At 62.4% G+C, this 22,574-nt stretch carries 19 protein-coding genes and 1 pseudogene; 10 read left to right on the top strand and 10 right to left on the bottom strand.

Annotated elements, in window-relative coordinates; translation table 11 throughout:
- Positions 1 to 230 precede the first annotated feature (230 nt).
- The gene (locus KI797_RS07570) at positions 231 to 560 is read right to left on the bottom strand and encodes a translation initiation factor (RefSeq protein WP_218409123.1); all 330 of its coding nucleotides are present in this window, start codon (positions 558 to 560) and stop codon (positions 231 to 233) included.
- A 120-nt stretch (positions 561 to 680) separates the two neighbouring features.
- Between KI797_RS07570 and KI797_RS07575 the strand changes: the two genes are divergently transcribed.
- The 3 genes from KI797_RS07575 to KI797_RS07585 are packed head-to-tail and all read left to right on the top strand — an operon-like array spanning position 681 to position 3,461.
- Positions 681 to 908 (top strand): FeoA family protein, encoded by a 228-nt coding sequence (locus tag KI797_RS07575; protein ID WP_226172356.1) that lies wholly within the window; start codon positions 681 to 683, stop codon positions 906 to 908.
- The gene (gene feoB / locus KI797_RS07580) at positions 905 to 3,175 is read left to right on the top strand and encodes a Fe(2+) transporter permease subunit FeoB (RefSeq protein ID WP_226172357.1); all 2,271 of its coding nucleotides are present in this window, start codon (positions 905 to 907) and stop codon (positions 3,173 to 3,175) included. The genes KI797_RS07575 and feoB overlap by 4 nt, the downstream gene beginning before the upstream one ends.
- Positions 3,176 to 3,218: 43 nt before the next feature.
- Entirely contained in the window at positions 3,219 to 3,461 is a 243-nt protein-coding gene (locus KI797_RS07585; protein ID WP_205642018.1) for a FeoC-like transcriptional regulator, read from the top strand.
- Between the two features lie 103 nt (positions 3,462 to 3,564).
- On the opposite strand, the gene glgC is transcribed toward KI797_RS07585, so the two are convergent.
- From glgC to KI797_RS07600, 3 genes are all read right to left on the bottom strand, one after another.
- Positions 3,565 to 4,836 (bottom strand): glucose-1-phosphate adenylyltransferase, encoded by a 1,272-nt coding sequence (gene glgC, locus KI797_RS07590; RefSeq protein ID WP_041205992.1) that lies wholly within the window; start codon positions 4,834 to 4,836, stop codon positions 3,565 to 3,567.
- A gap of 270 nt (positions 4,837 to 5,106) precedes the next feature.
- Entirely contained in the window at positions 5,107 to 6,246 is a 1,140-nt protein-coding gene (gene tapW, locus KI797_RS07595) for a type IVa pilus ATPase TapW (RefSeq protein ID WP_226172358.1), read from the bottom strand.
- Positions 6,247 to 6,300: 54 nt separating this feature from the next.
- Positions 6,301 to 6,657 carry a DMT family protein gene (locus tag KI797_RS07600; RefSeq protein WP_005328056.1) on the bottom strand — a complete coding sequence of 119 codons (357 nt, stop codon included), beginning with the start codon at positions 6,655 to 6,657 and terminating at the stop codon, positions 6,301 to 6,303.
- 112 nt (positions 6,658 to 6,769) lie between these two features.
- Between KI797_RS07600 and KI797_RS07605 the strand changes: the two genes are divergently transcribed.
- The 3 genes from KI797_RS07605 to KI797_RS07615 all read left to right on the top strand — a co-directional run bounded on the left by KI797_RS07605 (position 6,770) and on the right by KI797_RS07615 (position 9,385).
- Entirely contained in the window at positions 6,770 to 7,519 is a 750-nt protein-coding gene (locus KI797_RS07605) for a substrate-binding periplasmic protein (RefSeq protein WP_226172359.1), read from the top strand.
- 86 nt (positions 7,520 to 7,605) lie between these two features.
- Positions 7,606 to 8,613, top strand: coding sequence for a vitamin B12 ABC transporter permease BtuC (gene btuC / locus KI797_RS07610; protein ID WP_226172361.1), 1,008 nt, complete (start codon positions 7,606 to 7,608; stop codon positions 8,611 to 8,613).
- A complete protein-coding gene (locus KI797_RS07615) occupies positions 8,600 to 9,385 on the top strand; it encodes an ATP-binding cassette domain-containing protein (RefSeq protein ID WP_226172363.1) in 786 nt (261 codons plus the stop codon). The genes btuC and KI797_RS07615 overlap by 14 nt, the downstream gene beginning before the upstream one ends.
- A gap of 302 nt (positions 9,386 to 9,687) precedes the next feature.
- On the opposite strand, the pseudogene KI797_RS21205 reads toward KI797_RS07615, so the two are convergent.
- Positions 9,688 to 9,806 (bottom strand): annotated as a pseudogene (locus KI797_RS21205) (3-deoxy-7-phosphoheptulonate synthase); the annotation flags it as partial.
- 135 nt (positions 9,807 to 9,941) lie between these two features.
- The gene (locus KI797_RS07620) at positions 9,942 to 11,009 is read right to left on the bottom strand and encodes a 3-deoxy-7-phosphoheptulonate synthase (RefSeq protein ID WP_226172365.1); all 1,068 of its coding nucleotides are present in this window, start codon (positions 11,007 to 11,009) and stop codon (positions 9,942 to 9,944) included.
- Positions 11,010 to 11,149: 140 nt separating this feature from the next.
- Between KI797_RS07620 and KI797_RS07625 the strand changes: the two genes are divergently transcribed.
- Positions 11,150 to 11,530, top strand: a complete 381-nt coding sequence (locus tag KI797_RS07625; protein ID WP_005328065.1) for a diacylglycerol kinase — start codon at positions 11,150 to 11,152, stop codon at positions 11,528 to 11,530.
- An 84-nt stretch (positions 11,531 to 11,614) separates the two neighbouring features.
- On the opposite strand, the gene serA is transcribed toward KI797_RS07625, so the two are convergent.
- From serA to KI797_RS07645, 4 genes are all read right to left on the bottom strand, one after another.
- Positions 11,615 to 12,847 carry a phosphoglycerate dehydrogenase gene (gene serA, locus KI797_RS07630; protein ID WP_043130189.1) on the bottom strand — a complete coding sequence of 411 codons (1,233 nt, stop codon included), beginning with the start codon at positions 12,845 to 12,847 and terminating at the stop codon, positions 11,615 to 11,617.
- 252 nt (positions 12,848 to 13,099) lie between these two features.
- Positions 13,100 to 13,753 (bottom strand): ribose-5-phosphate isomerase RpiA, encoded by a 654-nt coding sequence (rpiA, locus tag KI797_RS07635; protein WP_005328069.1) that lies wholly within the window; start codon positions 13,751 to 13,753, stop codon positions 13,100 to 13,102.
- Between the two features lie 171 nt (positions 13,754 to 13,924).
- Positions 13,925 to 14,521 carry a 5-formyltetrahydrofolate cyclo-ligase gene (locus KI797_RS07640; protein ID WP_005328071.1) on the bottom strand — a complete coding sequence of 199 codons (597 nt, stop codon included), beginning with the start codon at positions 14,519 to 14,521 and terminating at the stop codon, positions 13,925 to 13,927.
- A 232-nt stretch (positions 14,522 to 14,753) separates the two neighbouring features.
- Positions 14,754 to 16,100, bottom strand: a complete 1,347-nt coding sequence (locus KI797_RS07645) for a Na+/H+ antiporter NhaC family protein (protein WP_226172367.1) — start codon at positions 16,098 to 16,100, stop codon at positions 14,754 to 14,756.
- Between the two features lie 321 nt (positions 16,101 to 16,421).
- Between KI797_RS07645 and dapB the strand changes: the two genes are divergently transcribed.
- The 3 genes from dapB to carB all read left to right on the top strand — a co-directional run bounded on the left by dapB (position 16,422) and on the right by carB (position 22,280).
- Positions 16,422 to 17,234 (top strand): 4-hydroxy-tetrahydrodipicolinate reductase, encoded by an 813-nt coding sequence (dapB, locus tag KI797_RS07650; protein ID WP_226172368.1) that lies wholly within the window; start codon positions 16,422 to 16,424, stop codon positions 17,232 to 17,234.
- Positions 17,235 to 17,902: 668 nt separating this feature from the next.
- Positions 17,903 to 19,039, top strand: a complete 1,137-nt coding sequence (gene carA / locus KI797_RS07655; protein ID WP_226172369.1) for a glutamine-hydrolyzing carbamoyl-phosphate synthase small subunit — start codon at positions 17,903 to 17,905, stop codon at positions 19,037 to 19,039.
- A 16-nt stretch (positions 19,040 to 19,055) separates the two neighbouring features.
- Complete coding sequence (carB, locus tag KI797_RS07660) at positions 19,056 to 22,280, top strand: carbamoyl-phosphate synthase large subunit (protein ID WP_226172370.1); 3,225 nt, start codon at positions 19,056 to 19,058, stop codon at positions 22,278 to 22,280.
- Positions 22,281 to 22,574 lie beyond the last annotated feature (294 nt).

Raw genomic sequence — 22,574 nt, forward strand, 5'->3', positions numbered from 1 at the left:
GACGGAATTGTTATAAACCAAAGACAAGCCTGCGCCATCCGTCCCCGGTATTGGCACTGGCCCGTCAAAGGTCTTGTCAAATCCGGCATTGCCCGGATCATCCTGACCATGGTGAGTTGGCACCAAGTATGTTGATCAGGATCGCGCACCGGGTTGGCACCCGTGGCGAGACTACTCCCCCTCGATGGGAGCCGGCATTCTAGGGAAAAAGTGCGGGAGAGACAAGCAGATCAACCGCCCACCAGCTTGACGCTGAAACCGGCCTTCTCCAGCTCGGCCTTGATAAGGTCCCGTTTGTCCCCCTGGATCTCGATGATCCCCTCCTTGAGGCCGCCGCCAGTACCGCACTTCTTCTTGAGCAGGGTGGCGATGGTTTTCTGCTGTTCGGCCGGCACACCGTGGATGGTGATGACCCCGGCGCCCTTGCGTCCCTTGGTCTCGCGCCGGATGCGCACGGTGCCGTCGGCGGGGAAGGGGGAGGCGCTCTGGGTGGGGGCGGATTCCTTGATCATACCGCCGTCCGTGCTGTAGACCAGGCGGCTGTTGTTGTCGTGACTCATGGCAATACTTTGTCGGTTAGCTAAGCGGAGTTTGATTTTACGCAAATAAATGTTGGGGGCACAGCTTATAATCCTCCCCACTAAAAGCGAATTATTCTTGTTTAACTTCAGGAGCCCGTCATGGTACTCACAGAGTTGTCGCCCGGGCAGCGTGCTCGCATCAAGAACATGAACCAGCTTGGCCGCACCCTGCGACGCAAGCTGATGGTGATGGGACTGCTGCCCCAGACCGAGATCCTCTATCTGCGGGCGGCCCCCCTGGGGGATCCGCTCCAGGTCCAGTGCCAGGGCATCTGCCTCTCCATGCAAAAGAACCTGGCCCAGCACATCGAGGTGGAGCCGGTATGAACTATTCCCTGGTAACCGTCGGCAACCCCAACAGCGGCAAGACCTCGCTGTTCAACGCCCTGACCGGTGCCCGCCAGCAGGTGGGCAACTGGAGCGGGGTCACCGTCGACAAGAAGATGGGCGAATTTTCCGCCAAGGGGCAGGAGTATACCCTGATGGATCTGCCCGGCATCTACTCCCTGGCCAATCAGGAGGCGAGCCTGGACGAGCAGATCGCCAGCCGCTTCGTGCAGGGCCAGCAGCCGGACCTGCTGCTCAACGTCATCGACGCCGCCAATCTGGAGCGCTCCCTCTATCTCACCCTGCAACTGCGGGAGCTGGGCCTGCCCATGGTGGTGGTGCTCAACAAGATGGATCTGCTGCAAAAGCGCCGCATCACCATAGACGAGGGGCTGCTCGGCCAGGCGCTCGGTTGCCCCGTGGTGTCGCTGTCGGCCCACAATCGCCAGCAGGTGGCGGCCTTCAAGGAGCAGATCCACCGGTTCATCGGCCAGCCCCAGCCCGCCCTGGTGCTGGATTACGGCCAGCCGCTGGAAGCCGACATCGCCGAGCTCGAGAGCCTGCTTGCTCCTCATCACCTCAGCGACCGTGGTCGTGCCCTGCGTCTGCTGGAGGAGGACATCGCCATGCAGGAGACCCTGGCGGCGGGTCAGCAGGCGGCGGCTGGCAACGTGGTCAGCCGTGCCCACCACGCCCAGGACATCGATCTGCAACTGGCTGATCTGCGCTATGGCCACATCCATCACTGGAGTCAGCAGGCGTGCCGTCAGCAGGGCAAGCTCACGGTCGCCCAGAGCGAGTGGCTGGACAGGGCGCTGCTCAACCGCTGGGTGGGCATCCCCTTCTTCCTGCTGGTGATGTACCTGATGTTCATGTTCGCCATCAAGGTGGGCAGCGCCTTCATCGACTTCTTCGACATCCTGGGGGGCGCCCTGTTCGTGGACGGGGTGCACCACCTGCTGGGGCTGGCTGCGGCCCCCGACTGGCTGGGAGCCGTGCTGGCGGACGGCGTCGGCGCCGGTCTGCAGACCGTGGCGACCTTCATCCCCGTGGTGGGCTGCCTCTTCCTGTTCCTCGCCGTGCTGGAGAGCTCGGGCTACCTGGCCCGCGCCGCCTTCGTGGTGGATGCCCTGATGCGCCGCCTCGGGCTGCCCGGCAAGGCGTTCGTTCCCATGCTGATGGGCTTTGGCTGCACCGTACCTGCGGTGATGGCGACCCGCACCCTGGGCTCGGAGCGCGAAAGGCTGATGACCTCGGCCATGGCACCCTTCATGTCGTGCGGCGCCCGGCTGCCGGTCTATGCCCTGTTCGCGGTGGCCTTCTTCCCCGAATCGGGCCAGAACCTGGTGTTTGGTCTCTACCTGCTCGGCATCCTGGTGGCTGTGCTCACCGGCCTCTTCCTGCGCAGCACCCTGCTGCCGGGCAAGAGCGACTCCATGGTGATGGAGATGCCGGACTACGAGTGGCCCCGTCCGGTGGACGTGGGGCTGCGTACCTGGCAAAAACTCAAGGGCTTCATCTTCGGCGCGGGCAAGACCATAGTGCTGATGGTGGCGGTGCTGAGCGTGCTCAACTCGCTCGGTACCGACGGCAGCTTCGGCAACCAGGATCAGGAGCGTTCGGTGTTGAGCCAGCTCAGCCAGACGGTGACGCCGGTGCTGCATCCCATCGGTATCCGTGACGACAACTGGCAGGCCACGGTCGGCATCCTGACCGGCATCTTCGCCAAGGAGGCGGTGGTCGCCACCCTCAACAGCCTCTACGCCGGCGGCGCCGGTGACGAGGAGGCGAGTGCATACTCCCTGCTGGGCAGCCTGAAGGAGGCGCTGGCCACCATTCCCGCGAACCTGGCGGACATCGATCCCGCCGATCCCATGGGGCTCAGGGTCGGGGAGCTGGCGGATCAGCAGGCGGCCGCCGAGGCCCAGGAGGTGGACACCTCCACCTATGGCAACATGCAGACCCACTTCGACGGGGCGGCCGGTGCCTTTGCCTACCTGCTGTTCGTGCTGCTCTACATGCCCTGTGCCGCCGCCATGGGCGCCCTGGTACGGGAGACCGGCCGTCAATGGGCCCTGTTCACCGCCGCCTGGTGCAACTACATGGCCTTCATGTGCGCCACCCTCTTCTATCAGCTGGCGACCTTCGCCGCTCACCCCGAGCAGAGCCTGTTCTGGACCCTGAGCTACGGGATCTCCCTGGTGCTGCTGTGGTGGCTTGGCCGCCGCCACGGGGACATCGTCGCCCGCAAGGTGGTGACCCTGTGACGGCGCAGAAGAGCAGATTGACCCATCAGGGGGAGGTCACGCCATGATATTGCGAGAGCTGGGTGACTATCTGGCGGCGCAGCAGAGGGTGAGCCGGCGGGAGTTGGCACGCCACTTCCACACCTCGGAGGATGCGGTGGAGGCCATGCTCGGCGTCTGGATGCGCAAGGGCCGCGTCACCAAGCGGGAGACCCGGGTGTGCGGCGGCAGTTGCTGCGGCAAGAGCGAGGAGGTGATGTTCGAGTGGTGCGAGCCAGGCCGGATAGGCCTGGTACAGCGGCGCTGAGCACTGTCGCCAGAGAGCGTCAGCTGACAACAAGAGACCCGCCGATGGCGGGTCTCTTTATTGGCTGTCTTGCTGTCTTGGCGGGGAGGGCCCATCCGGGCCATCACAGCCTGGCCAGCATCTCCTGGGTGACCAGCACTATGCCCTGCTCGGAGCGGTAGAAGCGGCGGGCATCCTCATCGGCATTTTCGCCCACCACCAGGCCTTCGGGCAGGGTGCAGCCCTTGTCGATCACCACCCGGCGCAACCGGCAGCCGGCACCGATCTCGACCCCGGGGAAGATCACCGCCTGATCCAGGGTGCAGAAGGAGTCGATCCGCACGTTGGTGAACAGCACAGAGCTCACGATGAAGGAGCCGCTGACGATGGTGCCACCGGCGAACAGGGAGTTGATGGTCATGCCGTGCTGGCCGTTTTGATCCTGCACGAACTTGGCGGGGGCCGTCATCCTCTGACTGGTCCAGATGGGCCAGTCCTGATCGTAGATGTCGAGCTCGGGCGTCACCGAGGCGAGATCCATGTTCGCCTCCCAGAAGGAGTCCACCGTGCCCACGTCGCGCCAGTAGGGACGCTTCTGAGGGCAGCAGCCGACGCAGGAGAGGCTGAACGGATGGGCATAGGCGGTACCCTCCTTGACCACCCGCGGGATCACGTCCATGCCGAAGTCGTGGTGGGACTGCTCGTTGGCGAGATCCTCTTCCAGCAGTTGGTAGAGGTAGTCGGCGTCGAAGATGTAGACCCCCATGGAGGCCAGCGCGGTGTCGGGCTTGCCCGGCATAGCGGGCGGGTCGGCGGGCTTCTCGACGAAGGCGTTGATCTTGCGGCTCTCATCCACCGCCATCACGCCAAAGGCGCGGGCCTCGCGGCGCGGCACCTCGATGCAGGCCACGGTCACCCGGCTGCCCAGGTTGACGTGATCGAGCAGCATGGCGGCGTAATCCATCTTGTAGATGTGATCCCCCGCCAGCACCACCACGTATTTGGGGCCGTGCTCGCGAATGATGTCCATGTTCTGGTAGACTGCATCGGCGGTGCCGCGATACCAGCTGACTTCGTCAATGCGCTGCTGGGCCGGCAGCAGTTCGATGAATTCGTTCATCTGATAGCGCAGGAAGGACCATCCCGATTGCAGGTGACGCAGCAGACTGTGGGATTTGTACTGGGTGACCACGCCGATCCGGCGGATCCCGGAGTTGATGCAGTTGGAGAGGACGAAGTCGATGATGCGGAACTTGCCGCCAAAATGCACGGCCGGTTTTGCCCTGTTGTCCGTCAACTGCTGGAGCCGACTGCCTCGCCCCCCGGCTAACACCAACGCCATGGTCTCGTTCAATAACTGTCTGGACCTTGCTGTGTTGGCTGGTTGTAACAACATTGAATACCCCTTTATTGATATACCTCATCAATGGTGCCTCTTTTGAGGCCCGTTTGAAAGGGTTTTCAACCACATTGATGGCAGGGTTTGGGCTTAAGTTGATTTTTTTGTCATTTATGTGGCGAGCGTCATTGCTTCGGGGGGATGGCTCACCTGTGGCCGGATGAAGGGCAAAGAGGTGAGTGCAGAGGAGAGGCATCGGCCACGCGGTCATTGAGCACACAGCCGCGAGGGCGGCTGTGTGCTCAGCGGGGGAGGGATCGCGCCTGACTAGAAGATATCGTTGTTCTCATCCTTGCTGGGCTCCAGGCTCCAGCCGCTGGCCTCCGCACTGTTGCCTATCTGCCCCTTTTCCTTCCACAGCTTGATCTTGAGGCGCAGGTTGTTCTGGGAATCGGCGTTCTTGACCGCCTCCTCCTCGTCGATCACCCCCTCCACCACCAGATCGAACAGGGTGCTGTCGAAGGTGACCATGCCAAGGGCCCTGGATTTCTCCATGATATCCTTGAGGCCGCCAAACTCGCCGCGCTTGATGAGATCGCGAATGGTGTGGGTGCCGATCATGACCTCCACCGCCGCCCGGCGGCCGCCCTCGGTGGTCTTCACCAGCCGCTGGGAGACGAAGGCCTTGAGGTTGTTGCCAAGATCGTTGAGCAGCTGGGGCCGGCGCTCCTCGGGGAAGAAGTTGATGATGCGGTCCAGCGCCTGGTTGGCGTTGTTGGCGTGCAGGGTGGAGATGGCCAGATGCCCGGTCTCCGAGAAGGCCAGCGCATGCTCCATGGTCTCCCGGTCGCGAATTTCACCGATGAGGATGACGTCCGGTGCCTGGCGCAGGGTGTTTTTCAGGGCGGCGTGGAAGCTGCGGGTGTCCACTCCCACCTCCCGCTGGTTGATGATGCTCTTGCGGTGGCGATGGACGAACTCCACCGGATCCTCAATGGTGATGATGTGGCCGCCGCTGTTGCGGTTGCGATGGTCGATGAGGGCCGCGAGGGCGGTGGACTTGCCCGAGCCCGTACCGCCGACGAACAGCACCAGGCCGCGCTTCTCCATGATGGTGTCGAGCAGCACCGGGGGGAGCTTCAAGTCCTCGAAGCGGGGGATCTCGGTCTTGATGTTGCGCGCCACCAGGGAGACCTCGTTGCGCTGCTTGAAGATGTTGACCCGAAAGCGGCCTATCTGGGGCAGGGAGATGGCGAGGTTCATCTCCAGCTCTTTCTCGAACTGCTGCTTCTGCTCCGAGTCCATGAGATCGGCGGCGATCCTGGCCACCTCGCCCGGCTCGAGCGGGACCTCGTTCAGGGGGCGCAGGGCACCGTTGAACTTGGCGCAGGGGGGGGCGCCGGTGGAGAGATAGAGGTCGGAGCCATCCTGCTTGGCCAGGATCTGTAGCATGTCTCGCAATTCCATGTGTTGCCTCGTCACTCAAAGGGATGGGGGATCAATGTGCTTGAGTGTACAGCCTCAGGCACCGGTCAGTTTCTCGCGAAACACAAAAAACACCGCGCCCAGGATGCACAGGCCAGCCCAGAGGTAGTCCCACTTCAGATCCTCTTTCAGATAGAAGATGGAGAAGGGCACGAACACGGTGAGGGTGATCACCTCCTGCAGGATCTTGAGCTGGCCGACCGTCAGCACTGTGTGGCCGATGCGGTTGGCGGGCACCTGCAACAGATATTCGAACAGGGCGATGCCCCAGCTCACCAGGGCGGCGATGATCCAGGGCTTGTGGTTCATGCTCTTGAGATGGGCATACCAGGCGAAGGTCATGAAGACGTTGCTGCAGATCAGCAGACCGATACTGGTCATGATAGGGTTCATTAGGTTCTCCTTTGAAATCAATGCATTTTATCTCGACACCATGGGTTTCCATAAGTGGGGCTTGCGGGTATTTTTATGCCACAAGGATGTGACAATAGAAGGTTGAGGCTGGATGGGCAAGACAAGCTGGGGAGTGCTTGGTCTGTGGTTTGCCTGCATGGCGCCCGTTACCGCGATGGCAAACGGTGCGCCGACCCTGACGGTGGTGACCGATGTCTGGCCCCCGTTTCGCATGCTCGCGCAGAACGACGAGTTCCATGGTCTGGACATCGACATTCTGCGCCAGCTGCAGGCTCACAGCGGCATAGCGCTCACCCTCAAGCGGGTGCCCTGGGGACGGGCGCTCAAGCAGATGCAGACCGGTCAGGCGGACTTGATGATAGGGCTGGCCCACACGCAAGAGCGGGCGGCCTTCATCGATTACCTGCAACCGGCCTATTACCAGTGCCGACCGGCCTTCTACGGCAAGGCGGCTGCGGTGGCCACCCTGAAAACTTACGAGGATCTGCGCGGCCGAGAGATTGGCTATGTGCTCAACTCCGCCTATTTCTCCCCCTTCGACGATGACAGCCGGCTCGACAAGCACGGGGTGCCTACCGAGGATCAGTTGCAGCGCATGGTGGAGCGGGGCCATCTGCCGCTGATGATTGGCACCGACTGCCAGGTGGACTACGCCCTGAGCCAGCACAACGAGGCCGGTCTCATCAAGGCGGACTATCGTCCACCCCATCCCGTGGTGCTCTATCTGGGCATGAGCAAGCACTCACCCCACCATGAGCTCGCGCCTGCACTGGCCCAGGCGTTGCAGACCATGGTGGAGAGTGGCGAGATAGCGACGCTGGCCAAGCCTTACCAGCCTTGACCTTGGGTGGTAACGCGCTGTTATCATGCAGCTTTCCTGCTGGCCCCGGTTCGGGGGTGGCAGCTGTCTCATTTCGGGGATCCCGCGTGTATCTCGCTCTCATCCACCGCCAGCAGCGCTGGCAGCGCCACTGGCTGTTCGCCCTGTCGCTGCTGGTCCTGTCCCTGTTCCTGCTCTCCCTTGCCCTGGGGGAGTTCGTGCTGCTGCCCTGGCAGCCGCTCGGGGAGCTGGAGCTGCGCATCTTGCTGGAGCTGCGCCTGCCGCGCGCCCTGCTGGCCCTGCTGGCGGGGGCGGCGCTCGCCTGTGGTGGCGCCGTGTTGCAGGTGATGCTGCATAACCCTGTGGCCGAGCCCGGCCTGCTCGGCGTCTCGAGCGGGGCGGGTCTCGCCGCCATGGTGGCGATGGCGGTAGCCAAGTCCCTCGGCGTCTACCTGCCGGGCTGGGGGTTGTCCCTGGCATCCTTCGGCGGCGCCCTGGTGGTCACCATGTTGCTCATCCACCTGGCACGCCGGGCCCGGCTCGGCCACACCCGGTTGCTGCTGTTCGGGGTGGCCATCGGCATTCTCACCAATGCGGCCATGACCTGGCTGATGTATTTTGCCGACGACGGCTCCCTGCGGGAATTCATGTTCTGGATGATGGGCAGCCTCTCCTATGGCAGCCAGCAGCTCGCCTGGTGGTGGCTGGTGCTGCCGCTGACCCTGGGCTGGCTCTGCTGGCAGGGCCGGGCACTGCAACAGCTGCTGCTGGGGGAGACCCAGGCCCGGCTGATGGGGATGAACGTGGACCGCATGCGGGTGCGGCTGGTGCTGGCGGTCTGCCTGCTCACCGGGGTGGCGGTGTCCCTGTGCGGTGTCATCGGCTTCGTCGGCCTGGTGGTGCCCCACCTGCTGCGGCTGTGCGGCGGCAGCGATCAGCGCTTCCTGCTGCCCGCCTCGGCGCTCGGCGGGGGCGCCCTGCTGCTTGGCGCCGATCTGGTGGCTCGCTCGGCCCTTAGTGCCGGTGAGCTGCCCATCGGCGTCATCACCGCCTCGGTCGGGGCGCCGCTCTTTATCTACCTGCTGCTGAGGCAAGATGCCGATGTCTCCCGTTAAGTCCTCTCCCGATCCCCTCTGGTTGCTGGAGGCGCGGGCCCTCGGGATCCCGGCGCGGCTCGCCCCCCTGGATCTCGCCTGGGCCGGGGGCCAGCTGGTGGCCCTGCTCGGCCCCAACGGCAGCGGCAAGTCGACCCTGCTCGGTGCCCTGGCGGGCATTCTGCCCGCCGAAGGCGCCGTGCTGCTGGGGGGGGAAGTGCTCACTGACCTGAGCTGGCCCGAGCTTGCCAGGCGCCGCGCCATGCTGCCCCAGCGCCAGCCCCAGCTGTTTCATATCCCGGTGTTCCAGGTGCTGAGCCTGGGGTTGGAGGAGGGGGGGCTGCCGGCCTCACAGGGTCGGGCGGTGGCCGAGATCTGCGCCGCGCTCGAGCTGGATGCCCTGCTGGCGCGGGACTTCAGCCGCCTCTCCGGCGGTGAGCAGCAGCGGGTGCTGATCGCCCGCACCCTGCTGCAGCTGTGGCCCGGCCTCAACCCCGATGGACGGGTGCTGCTGCTGGACGAGCCCCTGGCTGGGCTGGATCTGCACCATCAGCTGGCCCTGCTGCGGCTGCTCAAGCGCCTCTCCCGGCAAGGCCTGCTGGTGGTGATCGCCATCCACGACATCAACCTGGCCATCGACTGGGCGGATCGCATCCTCTGCCTGCAACAGGGCCGGGTGGTGAGCGAGGGGGGCGTCGAGGTCATCGACGAAGCCTTGCTGGAGCGGGTGTTCCAGATCAGGACGGATCGCGTCGAGTCGGCCGGTCGGGTCTGGTTTATGCCGAGCCTGTGAGGCTACCCCCTCATCCCCGACCCTTCTCCCGCGAGGGGAGAAGGGAGAAGGATCGCCCGGGCTGGATAGCGCGAAGCGGCTAACCAGCCCTGAGACTCAACGTTTACCGGGAAAATCAAAGGGCCAGACATCCGGGATGTCTGGCCCTTTGTATCGCTGAACAGAACGTTTAGTTGTTCAAACCAGCTGTTTGCTTAGACGCACAGCCGCCGCCTCGGCCAGCATGGCCAGCAGGGTTTCGGTGTCTTCCCGTGACAGCCAGGCATCGGTGATGCTTTGGCCGAAGGAGGATGACGCAGCCGTTAACCCTGGTGGGTTTTCTCCAACCGCACCTGGGCCGCTTCGGCCAGCATGGCCAGCAGGGTCTCGGGTCGCTCCAGGACAGGCAGGCATCGGTGATGCTCTGGCCGAAGGAGGATGACGCAGCCGTTAACCCTGGTGGGTTTTCTCCAACCGCACCTGGGCCGCTTCGGCCAGCATGGCCAGCAGGGTCTCGGGTCGCTCCAGGACAGGCAGGCATCGGTGATGCTCTGGCCGAAGGAGGATGACGCAGCCGTTAACCCTGGTGGGTTTTCTCCAACCGCACCTGGGCCGCTTCGGCCAGCATGGCCAGCAGGGTCTCGGTATCTCCCCAGGAGAGGCAGGCATCCGTGATGCTCTGACCAAAGGTGACGGCGCAGCCGTTCTCCACGTCCTGCCGCCCTTCCACCAGGAAGCTCTCGGCCATGATGCCGGCGATGCCGGTGCGGCCGCGGCGCAGCTGATCGCAGATATCCTGCGCCACCTGCAGCTGGCGACGGTGATCCTTCATGCTGTTGCCGTGGCTGAAGTCCACCACCAGCCGCTCGGGCAGGCCCACGTCGGCCAGCGCTTCGCACGCCTCGTCTATGCTGGCGGTGTCGTAGTTGGGTCTGTGGCCGCCACGGAGGATCACGTGGCCATAGGGGTTGCCGGCGGTACGGTAGATGGTCATCTTGCCGTCCTTGTCCGGGGAATAGAAGATGTGGCTGTGGCGGGCGGCGCGCACCGCATCGATGGCGATGCGGGTGTTGCCGTCGGTGCCGTTCTTGAAGCCCACCGGACAGGAGAGGGCGGAGGCCATCTCGCGGTGCACCTGGGATTCTGTGGTGCGTGCGCCTATGGCGCCCCAGGTGATGAGGTCGCTGATGTACTGGCCGGTCACCATGTCGAGGAATTCGGTGGCGGTGGGCATGCCCATCTCGTTGATGTCCACCAGCAGCTGGCGGGCCAGCTTCAGCCCCTCGTTCACGTCGAAACTGCCGTCGAGGCGCGGATCGTTGATGAGCCCCTTCCAGCCCACTATGGTGCGCGGCTTCTCGAAGTAGGTGCGCATCACTATGTACAGGCTCTCTTTGTATTGCTCGCGCAGGGTGTTCAGGCGCTGGGCGTATTCGCGGGCGGCGGCCGGGTCGTGGATGGAGCAGGGGCCGACGATGACCAGCAGACGCTGATCCTCACCGGCCAGAATGGCTTCTACATCGTGGCGGGCATCCAGCAGGTTCTGGGCGACGGTGTCGTTTAACGGGAAGGCGTGCGCCAGCTCGCTCGGAGTGATCAGGGACTCCAGGCGACGGGTGCGCAATTCATCGGTGTGAATGGACATACGACTCAATTCTCGAGTGAATAAGGGGGCGGGATGCCGAAATGCAAGGGAATAAAATAAAGCAAAACTCTCCCGATGGAAACCTTGGGCGGCTCTGATAGGATGTGAGCCTAAAAGCCATTTCAAATGAGGTAGTTATCGTGGCAAAGCCAGGCGCGACCGGGGTTACCCGCATCATCAACGCAACCGGTTACAGCATGAAGGGTCTCAAGTCGGCCTGGATTAACGAGGCGGCCTTCCGCCAGGAGCTGGTGCTCGTCTTGGCTCTGATGCCGCTGGCCGGCTGGCTCGGCAACTCCCTCAACGAGATCCTGCTGCTCATCTGCATCAGCTGGCTGGTGGTGATCGTCGAGGTGCTCAACTCCGCCATCGAGGCGGTGGTGGATCGCATCGGCTCCGAGCATCACGAGCTGTCGGGGCGCGCCAAGGATCTCGGCTCCGCCGCCGTCTTCATCGCGCTGGCCCTCAATGCCCTGGTGTGGGGCGCCTTGATTGGCCGCAATCTGCTCGGCTGGTGGTAGCTTGCGAGAGCAACCTTTCTCCTTGCATAAAAAAGCCCGTCATTTAGACGGGCTTTTTGCTGACCAGGCGCTGGGCTCAGGGCATCAGTGCAGGATCCGGGCACGTATGGTGCCGTTGATCTCCTTGAGACGGGAGAGCGCCTTCTCGCTGTGCTCGGTTTCCACGTCGATCACCACATAGCCGATCTCGCTGCTGGTCTGCAGGTACTGACCGGCGATGTTGATCCCCTCGTCGGCGAAGATCTGGTTGATCTGGTTCATCACGCCCGGCTGGTTGCGGTGGATGTGCAGCAGGCGGCTGGAACCCTTGTGACCCGGCAGGGAGACTTCCGGGAAGTTGACGGCGGAGAGGGTGGAGCCGTTGTCTGAGTACTTGACCAGCTTGTTGGCCACTTCCAGACCGATGTTCTCCTGGGCCTCCTGCGTCGAACCGCCGATGTGGGGGGTCAGGATCACGTTGTCCAGGCCGCGCAGCGGGGTCAGGAACTCCTCGTCGTTGGACTTGGGCTCGCTCGGGAAGACGTCGATGGCGGCGCCCGAGAGGTGACCGCTCTTGATGACGTCGGCCAGGGCATCGATGTCCACCACGGTACCGCGGGAGGCGTTGATGAAGATGGCGCCCGGTTTCATCATGCGCAGTTGCTCGGCACCGATGAGATCCTTGGTGGAGGCGGTCTCCGGCACGTGCAGGCTGATGACGTCAGACATGTTGAGCAGCTCCACCAGGTTCGGTACCTGGATGGCGTTGCCCAGAGAGAGCTTGTTCTCGATGTCGTAGTAGTAGACCTTCATGCCGATCATCTCGGCGATGATGCCAAGCTGGGTGCCGATGTGGCCGTAGCCGATGATGCCGAGCTTCTTGCCGCGGGCTTCCACCGAACGGTTGGCGAGCTTCTCCCAGACGCCGCGATGGCACTTGGCGTTCTTCTCGGGGATGCCGCGCAGCAGCAGCAGTATCTCCCCCAGTACCAGCTCGGCCACGGAGCGGGTGTTGGAGAAGGGGGCGTTGAAGACGGGGATGCCACGCACGTGGGCGGCATCCAGGGAAACCTGGTTGGTGCCGATGCAGAAGCAACCGATGGCGACCAGTTTGCTGGCGGCATCCAGCACCTTCTCGGTGATCTGGGTGCGTGAACGCAGGCCCACGAAATGCACGTCACGAATACGTTCGACCAGATCCTCTTCCGACAGGGAGGTCTTCAGATACTCAACATTGGTGTAGCCGGCTGCCCGAAAGGTCTCCACCGTGTTGGGATGCACTCCCTCCAGCAGCAGTACCTTGATCTTATCCTTGTCCAGCGAAAACTTGGCTGTCATGACGTTCCCTCTATTGTTTTGAAAAATGCGCTCAGGCTTGCAGTGTGAAGAAAACCGTAAAGTAGCAAAAACGTTTGGGAGAGGGAATATTTGTGACGAAAGTCAAATTCTTTGAAGTTATCAACGTTTTTTGCAGCGATGTTGCTACAAGCCATTGAGGGATAAATAGAAACGGCGCCATCAGGCGCCGTTGTCCATTCGCGGGGGCAATAATGGGGGTCTGGCGACCCGCGTTCCCTCCCGCAGTCAGCCTTATTGCGTGACCACGCCCTCTGGCGTGCCAATCAATACCACGTCGGCGCCGCGATGGGCGAACAGGCCGTTGGTGACCACGCCCACGATGGCGTTGAGCTGCACTTCCAGCCCTTTGGCATCGGTGATGGCCATGCCCTTGACGTCCAGGATGATGTTGCCGTTGTCGGTCACCACACCCTCACGCCACACCGGGTTGCCACCCAGTTTCCTGATCTCGCGGGCCACGTATTCACGGGCCATGGGGATCACCTCCACCGGCAGCGGGAACTGGCCCAGCACCTCAACTGTCTTGGTGTTGTCGATGATGCAGATGAACTGATCGGCCACGGCCGCGACTATCTTCTCGCGGGTCAGGGCGGCGCCGCCCCCCTTGATCATGTCGCGGGTCCCGTTGATCTCGTCGGCGCCATCCACGTAGACGGAGAGGGCATCGATGTCGTTGAGGTCAAACACCGGGATGCCGAACCCCTTGAGGCGCTCGGTAGAGGCGATGGAGCTCGATACCGCGCCCTTGATCTCGTCCTTCATGGTCGCCAGTGCGTCGATGAAGTGATTGACGGTAGAGCCGGTGCCCACCCCGACTATGGTGCCGGGTACCACGTATTTGAGCGCAGCCCAACCGGCCGCCTTCTTCATTTCATCTTGAGTCATGATGGATCCTTATGGAAAAAGCGGGCGCATTATATCCAAGCATCCTGCCCAGAGCGACCATGGCGGTCACGTTCCGGGGCAAAAAGCCCCAAGATGTAAATCGTTTGCCTGTTTATTGAGCCGAGGGGCGGGGGAAGAGGGGCCAGCCCCCCGGCAGCAGGGCAAAACTTGCTAGGAGAAGCGCCAGCAGCGGGCGGGGGTGATGATCTGGGGAAGCGGCACGTCCCACTGCGCCTGGGGCACGGACTCCACCTGCTGGCAGTCGTGGGCAAGACCCAGCGGCCTTGGGCCCAGCCCGTGTTCGTGCCAGCAGGCCAGGGTGCGATCGTAATAGCCGCCTCCCATGCCGAGCCGGTTGCCCTCGGCATCGAAGGCCACCAGCGGGGTGCAGATGAGATCCAGCATGCTGTGGGGCAGCACCTGCTGCACATCGAGCTCGGGCTCGGCGATGCCATAGCGGTTGCGGGTCATGGGGCTGGTGGCGGTGTAGCGCAAGAAGAGCAGGTGACCCGGGGTGAAGGGGTGCAGCACCGGCAGGTAGACCTCCTTGCGCTGGCTCCAGAGCCAGTGAATGGCGGGCAGGGGATCGAGCTCGCCGTCATTGGCCAGGTAGAGGGCGATGCGTCTGGCCCCCTGGATCTCGGGGTGTTCCTGGAAGCGCGTGACCAGTTGCTGGGCCGCCGCCTGCTGCTCGGCCTGACTCAGGCTCTTTCTGCGCTGGCGGATGAGCTGGCGCAGGCTTTGGCGTTCGGGCTGGGTATCGGACATGGGGGCTCCTGTGGTGGAACTAAAGGGCTGGGTTACCTTAACAAGGGGCCATCGGGATGAAAAGCGGGGAAGGGACGGTGCCGGGATCTGGCCGGGGACGACGGGATCGTCCCCGGCCAGATGAAGTTGCTTAGGCCTGCGCCGACGGCTCGGCCACCGCAGCGCAGTTGGTGCTTGACGAACGCCGCGACTATGGCGGCCAGCCCCAGGTCTCAGTGGTAGAAGGTGATGATCAGGCGACTTGTCGATTATCGGCGCCGCCGCGCACCTGATGCTTGATAAAGACGGCGACGAGGGCGGCCAGGGCCAGCGCCATGGGGTAGAAGCTCATGCTCACGACCGAGAGCGGTGAGAGGGCGAAGATGGAGCCGAGCAGCAGCGCCTGGGCGCCCCAGGGGATGAGACCCTGTACCACGCAGGAGAAGATGTCCAGCATGGAGGCGGCGCGGCGCGGGGTGACCCCGTGCTGCTCCGCCAGGTCCCGGGCCACCTTGCTGGCGACTATGATGGCCACCGTATTGTTGGCGGTGCAGAGGTTGGTCAAGCCGACCACACCGGCGATGCCGAGCTCGGCCGCCTTCTCGTTTTGCTCACCGTCGTGGGCACGGGTGAAGCGGGCGATCAGGGCCGCGATGCGTGCGCTGATCCAGGCCAGCCCCCCCTGGCGCTCCATCAGGGCGCCGAGGCCGCCGATCAGCATGGAGAGCAGGAAGATCTCCTGCATGCTGGTGAAGCCCTGGTAGATGTCCTTGCTGAACTGGCCGAGGGGATAGCCTCCGATCATGCCAACGCCACCGGCGGCCAGGATGCCAAGGCCGAGCACCACGAAGACGTTCATGCCACCGAGCGCCAGCACCAGGATCAGCAGGTAGGGCATCACCTTGAGCAGGTCAGCGCTGGCGTTGGCGGCGGGGGCCTCACCGGTGGAGCCCAGCAGCAGGTAGAGCAGGATCACCAGCACGGCGGCGGGGGCGGCAATCTTGACGTTCTCGCGGAACTTGTCCTTCATCTCGCAGCCCTGGCTGCGGGTCGCCGCTATGGTGGTATCCGAGATGATGGAGAGGTTATCGCCGAACATGGCGCCGGAGAGAATGGTGCCCGCCATCAGCACGGGATCGATGCCGGTGGCCTGGGCGACACCGAGGGCCACGGGGGCCACTGCCCCTATGGTGCCCATGGAGGTGCCCATGGCGGTGGCAATGAAGGCGGAGATGAGGAAAAGCCCCGGCAGCAGGAACCAGCCCGGGATCAGGGAGAGGCCGAGAGCGACGGTGGCATCCACCCCGCCGGTGGCCTTGGCCACGGTGGCGAAGGCGCCCGCCAACAGATAGATGAGGCACATGGCCATGATGTTGCTGTCACCCACCCCCTTGAAGAAGGTTTCAAGGTTCTTGTTGAAGCCCTCCTTGCCCAGCATCAGCGCCAGCATGACGGCGGGCAGGGCGGCCACGGGGGCGGGCAGCTGGTAGAAGGCAAACTCGACCCCCTGCAGGGTCAGCCAGGTGCCGGTACCGATGAAGAGAGCAAGAAAGACCAGAAGGGGCAGCAGGGCTCTGGCACTGGGTTGGGTCTGGATCATGTGTTCCTCGAAACTTGAACAATGACCTCCTGTCGCAGCCTGTGTTGGCCCGAGTATGTTCGGACACAGGGTAGGCATCCTGCCGCTATGGGGGGCTTACAGTAGTGAGTCGGGGGCATTCGGTCAAGATAGACGTCCAGATGGATAAGTCTTTTTCTTTTGTGATTCTGATGTGCTGATTAAATCCGTCAATTATTCGGACTTTGCAGATATTTATTGTTGATATGGCGGCGCCGAGACGGCGGCCACGGAGGGCTTTTCAAAGCCGGCGCGGGCTGGTAAAACGGTCTCTTTCCAAAATAAAGAGATGAGAGGGTGGAGATGGACAATCCGATCCGTGTGGCCGTGATGGGCTGTAATGGTCGTATGGGCAAGGTGCTGCTGGAGGCCATCACCAACGCCGAGGGCGTGGTGGTCGGTGCGGCGCTGGAGCGACCTGGCTCTGCCGTGATAGGCCTGGATGCGGGTGAACTCAATGGCCTGGGCCGGCTTGGGGTCGTCATCAGCGACAGCCTGGACAAGGTGCGCGATGAGTTTGATCTCATCATCGACTTTACCCGTCCCGAGGTGACCCTGGCGAACCTGGCCTTCGCCCTGGCCCATGGCAAGCAGATGGTGATAGGCACCACCGGCTTCGACGACGCAGGCAAGGCCGCGCTGCACGAGGCGGGCGAGCAGATCGGCATCGTGTTCGCGTCCAACTACTCGGTCGGCGTCAACCTGGTGTTCAAGCTACTGGAGCAGGCCGCCAAGGTGATGGGGGAGTACACCGACATCGAGATCATCGAGGGGCACCATAGACACAAGGTGGATGCGCCATCCGGCACCGCGCTCTCCATGGGGGAAGTGGTGGCGAAAACCCTGGGCCGGGATCTCAAAGAGTGCGCCGTCTATGGCCGCGAGGGGATCACCGGCGAGCGGGATCGCAACACCATCGGCTTTGCCACCATCCGCGCCGGGGATCTGGTGGGGGAGCACACCGTCATGTTTGCCGACATCGGCGAGCGGGTGGAGATAAGCCACAAGGCTTCGAGCCGCCTGACCTTTGCCAATGGCGCCGTGCGGGCAGGCAAGTGGCTCGGCCAGCAGGGGGCGGGTCTTTACGACATGCAGGACGTACTCGACCTCAAATAGGGTGTAGCGGGAGCCCGACCAGGGCTCTCCTCTCTCCGATCTGGTTGTCAGACCCCGGCTCGCCGGGGTTTTGTTTATGGTTTTTGTAAAAATAAGCGTTAAGCACCGCTTTTGTGGTGAACCAGCCTAAATCTTCCCCTTCCTATTTCTGCGCCACACTCCTGCGACAAAAATGTCATCAGAGGGTAACGGGATTGGGTCTCAATCTTCCCTGTAGTCTGCTTTTCTTACATCAAGTCAAACAGACTAAAAATGCAATCAAAGAAAAACGTTTTCTATTTTTAGTAGTCAGTTTTCTATCGCCAAATGGCACTTTTTGGCTTGAGTTGTTTGTTTTTTAAATTCGTATTCATCTGTTTATTAACGATAAAATATCGTTTTTTGTCTGTCGGGTGGCATGGGTGGGTGCTTTTGTTTCGGGTTTTGGCTTTTCTTTTTGGGGAGGGGGTTGCAAAGCGCCTTAGTGCATAGATAATGGGTAATGTTGCTTGTTTATTGAATTTAGATGCATTTCAAACGAGAAAAGACGTTGAAATGAGATCGTTTTTAAGTAGAATGCGCCCAATTTGCCAGAAATCTGCCGGGTTTGAGCCCTGTTTCAAACAGCGTCCGGACCCGCAACACCCAGGTAAATTGCTGAATTTAAAGCTAAATAACTGGAGGTTGTCTTGAATCACACTGCATTGCTAGTGCTGGAAGATGGAACTGTGTTCAAAGGCGTGTCGATAGGCGCCGAGGGATGTTCCGTTGGTGAAGTGGTTTTCAATACGTCGATGACGGGCTATCAGGAAATCCTCACCGATCCCTCTTATTCCCGTCAGATAGTCACCCTCACTTACCCCCATATAGGCAACACCGGCACCAACAGCGAAGATGAAGAGTCCAGTCAAATCCACGCGCAGGGATTGATCATCCGGGACCTTCCGATACTTGCCTCCAATTTCCGCAATCAGCAATCCCTCTCCGATTACCTCAAGTCTCACAACATCGTTGGCATCGCCGACATCGACACCCGCAAACTGACCCGCATCCTGCGGGAGAAGGGTGCCCAGGCCGGCTGCATCCTGGCCGGCAAGCAACTCGATGAAGCCCATGCCCTGAGCCAGGCCCGCGCCTTCCCCGGTCTGAAGGGGATGGATCTGGCCAAGGAAGTGACCGTCAGCGAGTCCTACGCCTGGACCGAGGGTAGCTGGCAGCTCGGCAAGGGGCACGTCACCCCGGCCGCAGATGAGCTGAAATACCACGTGGTGGCCTACGACTTTGGCGTCAAGCGCAACATCCTGCGCATGCTGGTGGACCGCGGCTGCCGCCTGACCGTGGTGCCGGCCAAGACCCCGGCCGCCGAGGTGCTGGCGCTGAACCCGGATGGCATCTTCCTCTCCAACGGCCCCGGTGACCCCGAGCCATGCGACTACGCCATCGAGGCCATCAAGACCTTCCTCGGCACCAATACCCCGGTGTTCGGCATCTGTCTGGGTCACCAGCTGCTGGGTCTGGCCTCCGGCGCCAAGACCGTCAAGATGAAGTTCGGTCACCACGGTGCCAACCACCCGGTGAAGAGCCTGGACGACAACACCGTCATGATCACCGCCCAGAACCACGGGTTTGCGGTGGACGAGAACAGCCTGCCGGAGTGCCTGCGTGCCACTCACGTCTCCCTGTTCGACGGCTCCCTGCAGGGCATCCATCGCACCGATCGTCCAGCCTTCAGCTTCCAGGGTCACCCTGAAGCGAGCCCGGGCCCCCACGATTGTGCCGGTCTGTTCGACCACTTTATTGAATTGATTAAGCAGTATCGCGCCTAAGAGGATAAAGAGAGCCATGCCAAAACGTAACGACCTACAGAGCATCCTGATCCTCGGCGCCGGCCCCATCGTCATCGGTCAGGCCTGCGAATTCGACTACTCCGGCGCCCAGGCCTGCAAGGCTCTGCGCGAGGAGGGATACCGCGTCATCCTGGTGAACTCCAACCCGGCCACCATCATGACCGACCCCGAGATGGCGGACGCCACCTACATCGAGCCCATCACCTGGGAAGTGGTGCGCGAGATCATCAAGAAAGAGCGCCCCGATGCCGTGCTGCCCACCATGGGTGGCCAGACCGCGCTCAACTGCGCGCTGGATCTGGAGAAGCACGGAGTGCTGGCCGAGTTCGGTGTGGAGATGATAGGTGCCACCGCCGATGCCATCGACAAGGCGGAAGATCGTCGTCGCTTCGACATCGCCATGAAGAGCATCGGCCTGGAGTGCCCACGCGCCGGCATCGCCCACAACATGGAAGAGGCGTGGAAGGTGCAGCAGATGGTCGGCTTCCCCTGCATCATCCGTCCCTCCTTCACCATGGGTGGCTCCGGTGGCGGCATTGCCTACAACACCGAAGAGTTCGTCGAGATCTGCGAGCGCGGCCTGGATCTCTCCCCGACCAAGGAACTGCTCATCGATGAGTCCCTGATCGGCTGGAAAGAGTACGAGATGGAAGTGGTGCGGGATCGCAACGACAACTGCATCATCGTCTGCGCCATCGAAAACTTCGACCCCATGGGTATTCACACCGGTGACTCCATCACGGTCGCGCCAGCCCAGACGCTGACCGACAAGGAGTACCAGCTGATGCGCAACGCCTCCATGGCGGTGCTGCGCGAGATCGGTGTCGAGACCGGCGGCTCCAACGTCCAGTTCGGCATCAACCCCAAAGACGGCCGCATGGTCATCATCGAGATGAACCCGCGGGTGTCGCGCTCCTCCGCGCTGGCCTCCAAGGCGACCGGTTTCCCCATCGCCAAAATTGCCGCCAAGCTCGCCATCGGTTACACCCTGGATGAGTTGATGAACGACATCACCGGCGGTCGTACCCCGGCCTCCTTCGAGCCGGCGATTGACTACGTGGTGACCAAGATCCCGCGCTTCAACTTCGAGAAGTTTGCCGGTGCCAACGACCGTCTCACCACCCAGATGAAGTCCGTGGGTGAAGTGATGGCCATTGGCCGCAACTTCCAGGAGTCCCTGCACAAGGCGCTGCGCAGCCTCGAGACCGGCAAGACCGGCTTCGACCCCATGGTGGATCTCAATACCCCCGACTCCCTGACCCGTATCCGCCACGAGCTGCAGGATGCCGGTTGCGACCGCATCTGGTACATCGCCGATGCGTTCCGCGCCGGTCTCTCCATGGACGGTATCTTCAAGCTGACCAAGATTGACCCCTGGTTCCTGGTGCAAATTGAAGATCTGGTGAAGCTGGAAGAAGAGGTCAAAGAGCGCGGCATGGCCGGTCTCGATGCCGACTTCCTGCGCGCCCTCAAGCGCAAGGGCTTTGCCGATGCGCGTCTGGCCAAGATCCTCGGCGTGGCCGAGGGCGAGGTGCGCAAGGCCCGTGCCCGCCACAACATCTTCCCGGTCTACAAGCGGGTCGATACCTGCGCCGCCGAGTTCGCCACCAACACCGCTTACATGTACTCCAGCTATGACGAGGAGTGCGAAGCGGCCCCGACCAACCGCGACAAGATCATGATCATCGGTGGTGGCCCGAACCGTATCGGTCAGGGCATCGAGTTCGACTACTGCTGCGTGCACGCGGCCCTGGCCCTGCGCGAAGACGGTTACGAGACCATCATGGTCAACTGCAACCCGGAGACCGTCTCCACCGATTACGACACCTCTGACCGTCTCTACTTCGAGCCGGTGACCCTGGAAGACGTGCTGGAAATCGTGCGCGTCGAAAACCCCAAGGGCGTCATCGTCCAGTACGGCGGTCAGACTCCGCTCAAGCTGGCTCGCGCCCTGGAAGCGAACGGCGTGCCTGTCATCGGCACCAGCCCGGACGCCATCGACCGCGCCGAAGACCGCGAGCGCTTCCAGTCCGCCGTCGAGCGCTTAGGCCTTAAGCAGCCGGAAAACGGCACCGTCACTGCCCTGGAGCAGGCTGTGCTGACCGCCGAGCGCATCACCTACCCGCTGGTGGTTCGCCCCTCCTACGTGCTGGGTGGCCGCGCCATGGAAATCGTCTATGACGAGCAGGATCTGCGCCGCTACTTCGCGGAAGCCGTGAGCGTCTCCAACGAGTCGCCGGTACTGCTGGACCGCTTCCTCGACGACGCCACCGAGGTGGACGTGGACGCCATCTGTGACGGCGTGGACGTGGTCATCGGCGGCATCATGGAGCACATCGAGCAGGCCGGTATCCACTCCGGTGACTCCGCCTGCTCCCTGCCGCCCTACACCCTGTCCAAGGCCATCCAGGACGAGATGCGCGAGCAGGTGCGCAAGCTGGCGCTGGAGCTCGGCGTGGTCGGTCTGATGAACGTGCAGTTCGCGGTCAAGGACAACGAGATCTACCTCATCGAGGTGAACCCGCGTGCCGCCCGAACCGTGCCCTTCGTCTCCAAGGCCACCGGTGCGCCGCTGGCGAAGATCGCCGCTCGGGTCATGGCCGGTCAGAGCCTGAAGGATCAAGGTTTCACCACCGAGATCATCCCGCCCTACTACTCGGTCAAAGAAGTGGTGCTGCCGTTTGCCAAGTTCCCGGGTGTGGATCCGCTGCTGGGGCCGGAAATGCGCTCCACCGGCGAGGTGATGGGGGTGGGCAGCAGCTTCGCCGAGGCTTACGCCAAGGCCCAGCTGGGTGCTGGCCATCAGGTGCCGAGCGAAGGTCGCGCCCTGCTCTCCGTGCGTCACGGCGACAAGGAGCGGGTGGTGAACCTGGCCGCCAAGCTGCTGGAGCTGGGTTATGAGCTCGACGCCACCCACGGCACCGCGGTGACCCTGGGTGAAGCGAGCATCAACCCGCGTCTGGTGAACAAGGTGCATGAGGGCCGTCCGCACATTCTGGATCGCATCAAGAATGGCGAGTACACCTACATAGTGAACACCGCCGAGGGCCGTCAGGCGATTCAGGATTCCAAGCAGCTGCGCCGCGGCGCCCTGCAGCACAAGGTGGCCTACACCACCACGCTGCACGCGGCCTTCGCCACCTGCATGGCCATCAGCGTCGATGCCACCGCCAACGTGAACTCGGTGCAGGAGCTGCACCACAGGGTCAAGCACCGCTAAGGTGCGTGCGGCCAGGGCGGCTTACGGCCCTGGATGCAAGCCTGACAACACCCCGCCAGCGATGGCGGGGTGTTTCTTTTTACGGGGCCGGCAGATCCCGGGGCATCGCCCTCTCATGCACGAGATGGCGTCAATAGCGAGAATGAAAGGTGATAAACTCCCTTTAATTAGTTAATTTCAATCATAAATTGCCTATTTTATGCCATTGGCAACAATCTTCGCAATCACTCACCCCGAGCGTCTCCCTATACTGGTTTCTCATCACATGCGTGAGCAAACAAGGTCGTCCGCACC

This window comes from Aeromonas media (assembly GCF_020423125.1).
Classification (GTDB): domain Bacteria; phylum Pseudomonadota; class Gammaproteobacteria; order Enterobacterales; family Aeromonadaceae; genus Aeromonas; species Aeromonas media.

Excerpts from the sequence above, each read along its gene's own strand:
- dapB (WP_226172368.1), top strand. The coding sequence starts at position 16,422 with ATGGACAATCCGATCCGTGTGGCCGTGATGGGCTGTAATGGTCGTATG.
- KI797_RS07600 (WP_005328056.1), bottom strand. The coding sequence starts at position 6,657 with ATGAACCCTATCATGACCAGTATCGGTCTGCTGATCTGCAGCAACGTC.
- KI797_RS07575 (WP_226172356.1), top strand. The coding sequence starts at position 681 with ATGGTACTCACAGAGTTGTCGCCCGGGCAGCGTGCTCGCATCAAGAAC.
- feoB (WP_226172357.1), top strand. The coding sequence starts at position 905 with ATGAACTATTCCCTGGTAACCGTCGGCAACCCCAACAGCGGCAAGACC.
- KI797_RS07585 (WP_205642018.1), top strand. The coding sequence starts at position 3,219 with ATGATATTGCGAGAGCTGGGTGACTATCTGGCGGCGCAGCAGAGGGTG.
- KI797_RS07605 (WP_226172359.1), top strand. The coding sequence starts at position 6,770 with ATGGGCAAGACAAGCTGGGGAGTGCTTGGTCTGTGGTTTGCCTGCATG.
- KI797_RS07615 (WP_226172363.1), top strand. The coding sequence starts at position 8,600 with ATGTCTCCCGTTAAGTCCTCTCCCGATCCCCTCTGGTTGCTGGAGGCG.
- KI797_RS07645 (WP_226172367.1), bottom strand. The coding sequence starts at position 16,100 with ATGATCCAGACCCAACCCAGTGCCAGAGCCCTGCTGCCCCTTCTGGTC.
- carB (WP_226172370.1), top strand. The coding sequence starts at position 19,056 with ATGCCAAAACGTAACGACCTACAGAGCATCCTGATCCTCGGCGCCGGC.
- KI797_RS07570 (WP_218409123.1), bottom strand. The coding sequence starts at position 560 with ATGAGTCACGACAACAACAGCCGCCTGGTCTACAGCACGGACGGCGGT.
- serA (WP_043130189.1), bottom strand. The coding sequence starts at position 12,847 with ATGACAGCCAAGTTTTCGCTGGACAAGGATAAGATCAAGGTACTGCTG.
- KI797_RS07620 (WP_226172365.1), bottom strand. The coding sequence starts at position 11,009 with ATGTCCATTCACACCGATGAATTGCGCACCCGTCGCCTGGAGTCCCTG.
- rpiA (WP_005328069.1), bottom strand. The coding sequence starts at position 13,753 with ATGACTCAAGATGAAATGAAGAAGGCGGCCGGTTGGGCTGCGCTCAAA.
- KI797_RS07640 (WP_005328071.1), bottom strand. The coding sequence starts at position 14,521 with ATGTCCGATACCCAGCCCGAACGCCAAAGCCTGCGCCAGCTCATCCGC.
- glgC (WP_041205992.1), bottom strand. The coding sequence starts at position 4,836 with ATGTTGTTACAACCAGCCAACACAGCAAGGTCCAGACAGTTATTGAAC.
- tapW (WP_226172358.1), bottom strand. The coding sequence starts at position 6,246 with ATGGAATTGCGAGACATGCTACAGATCCTGGCCAAGCAGGATGGCTCC.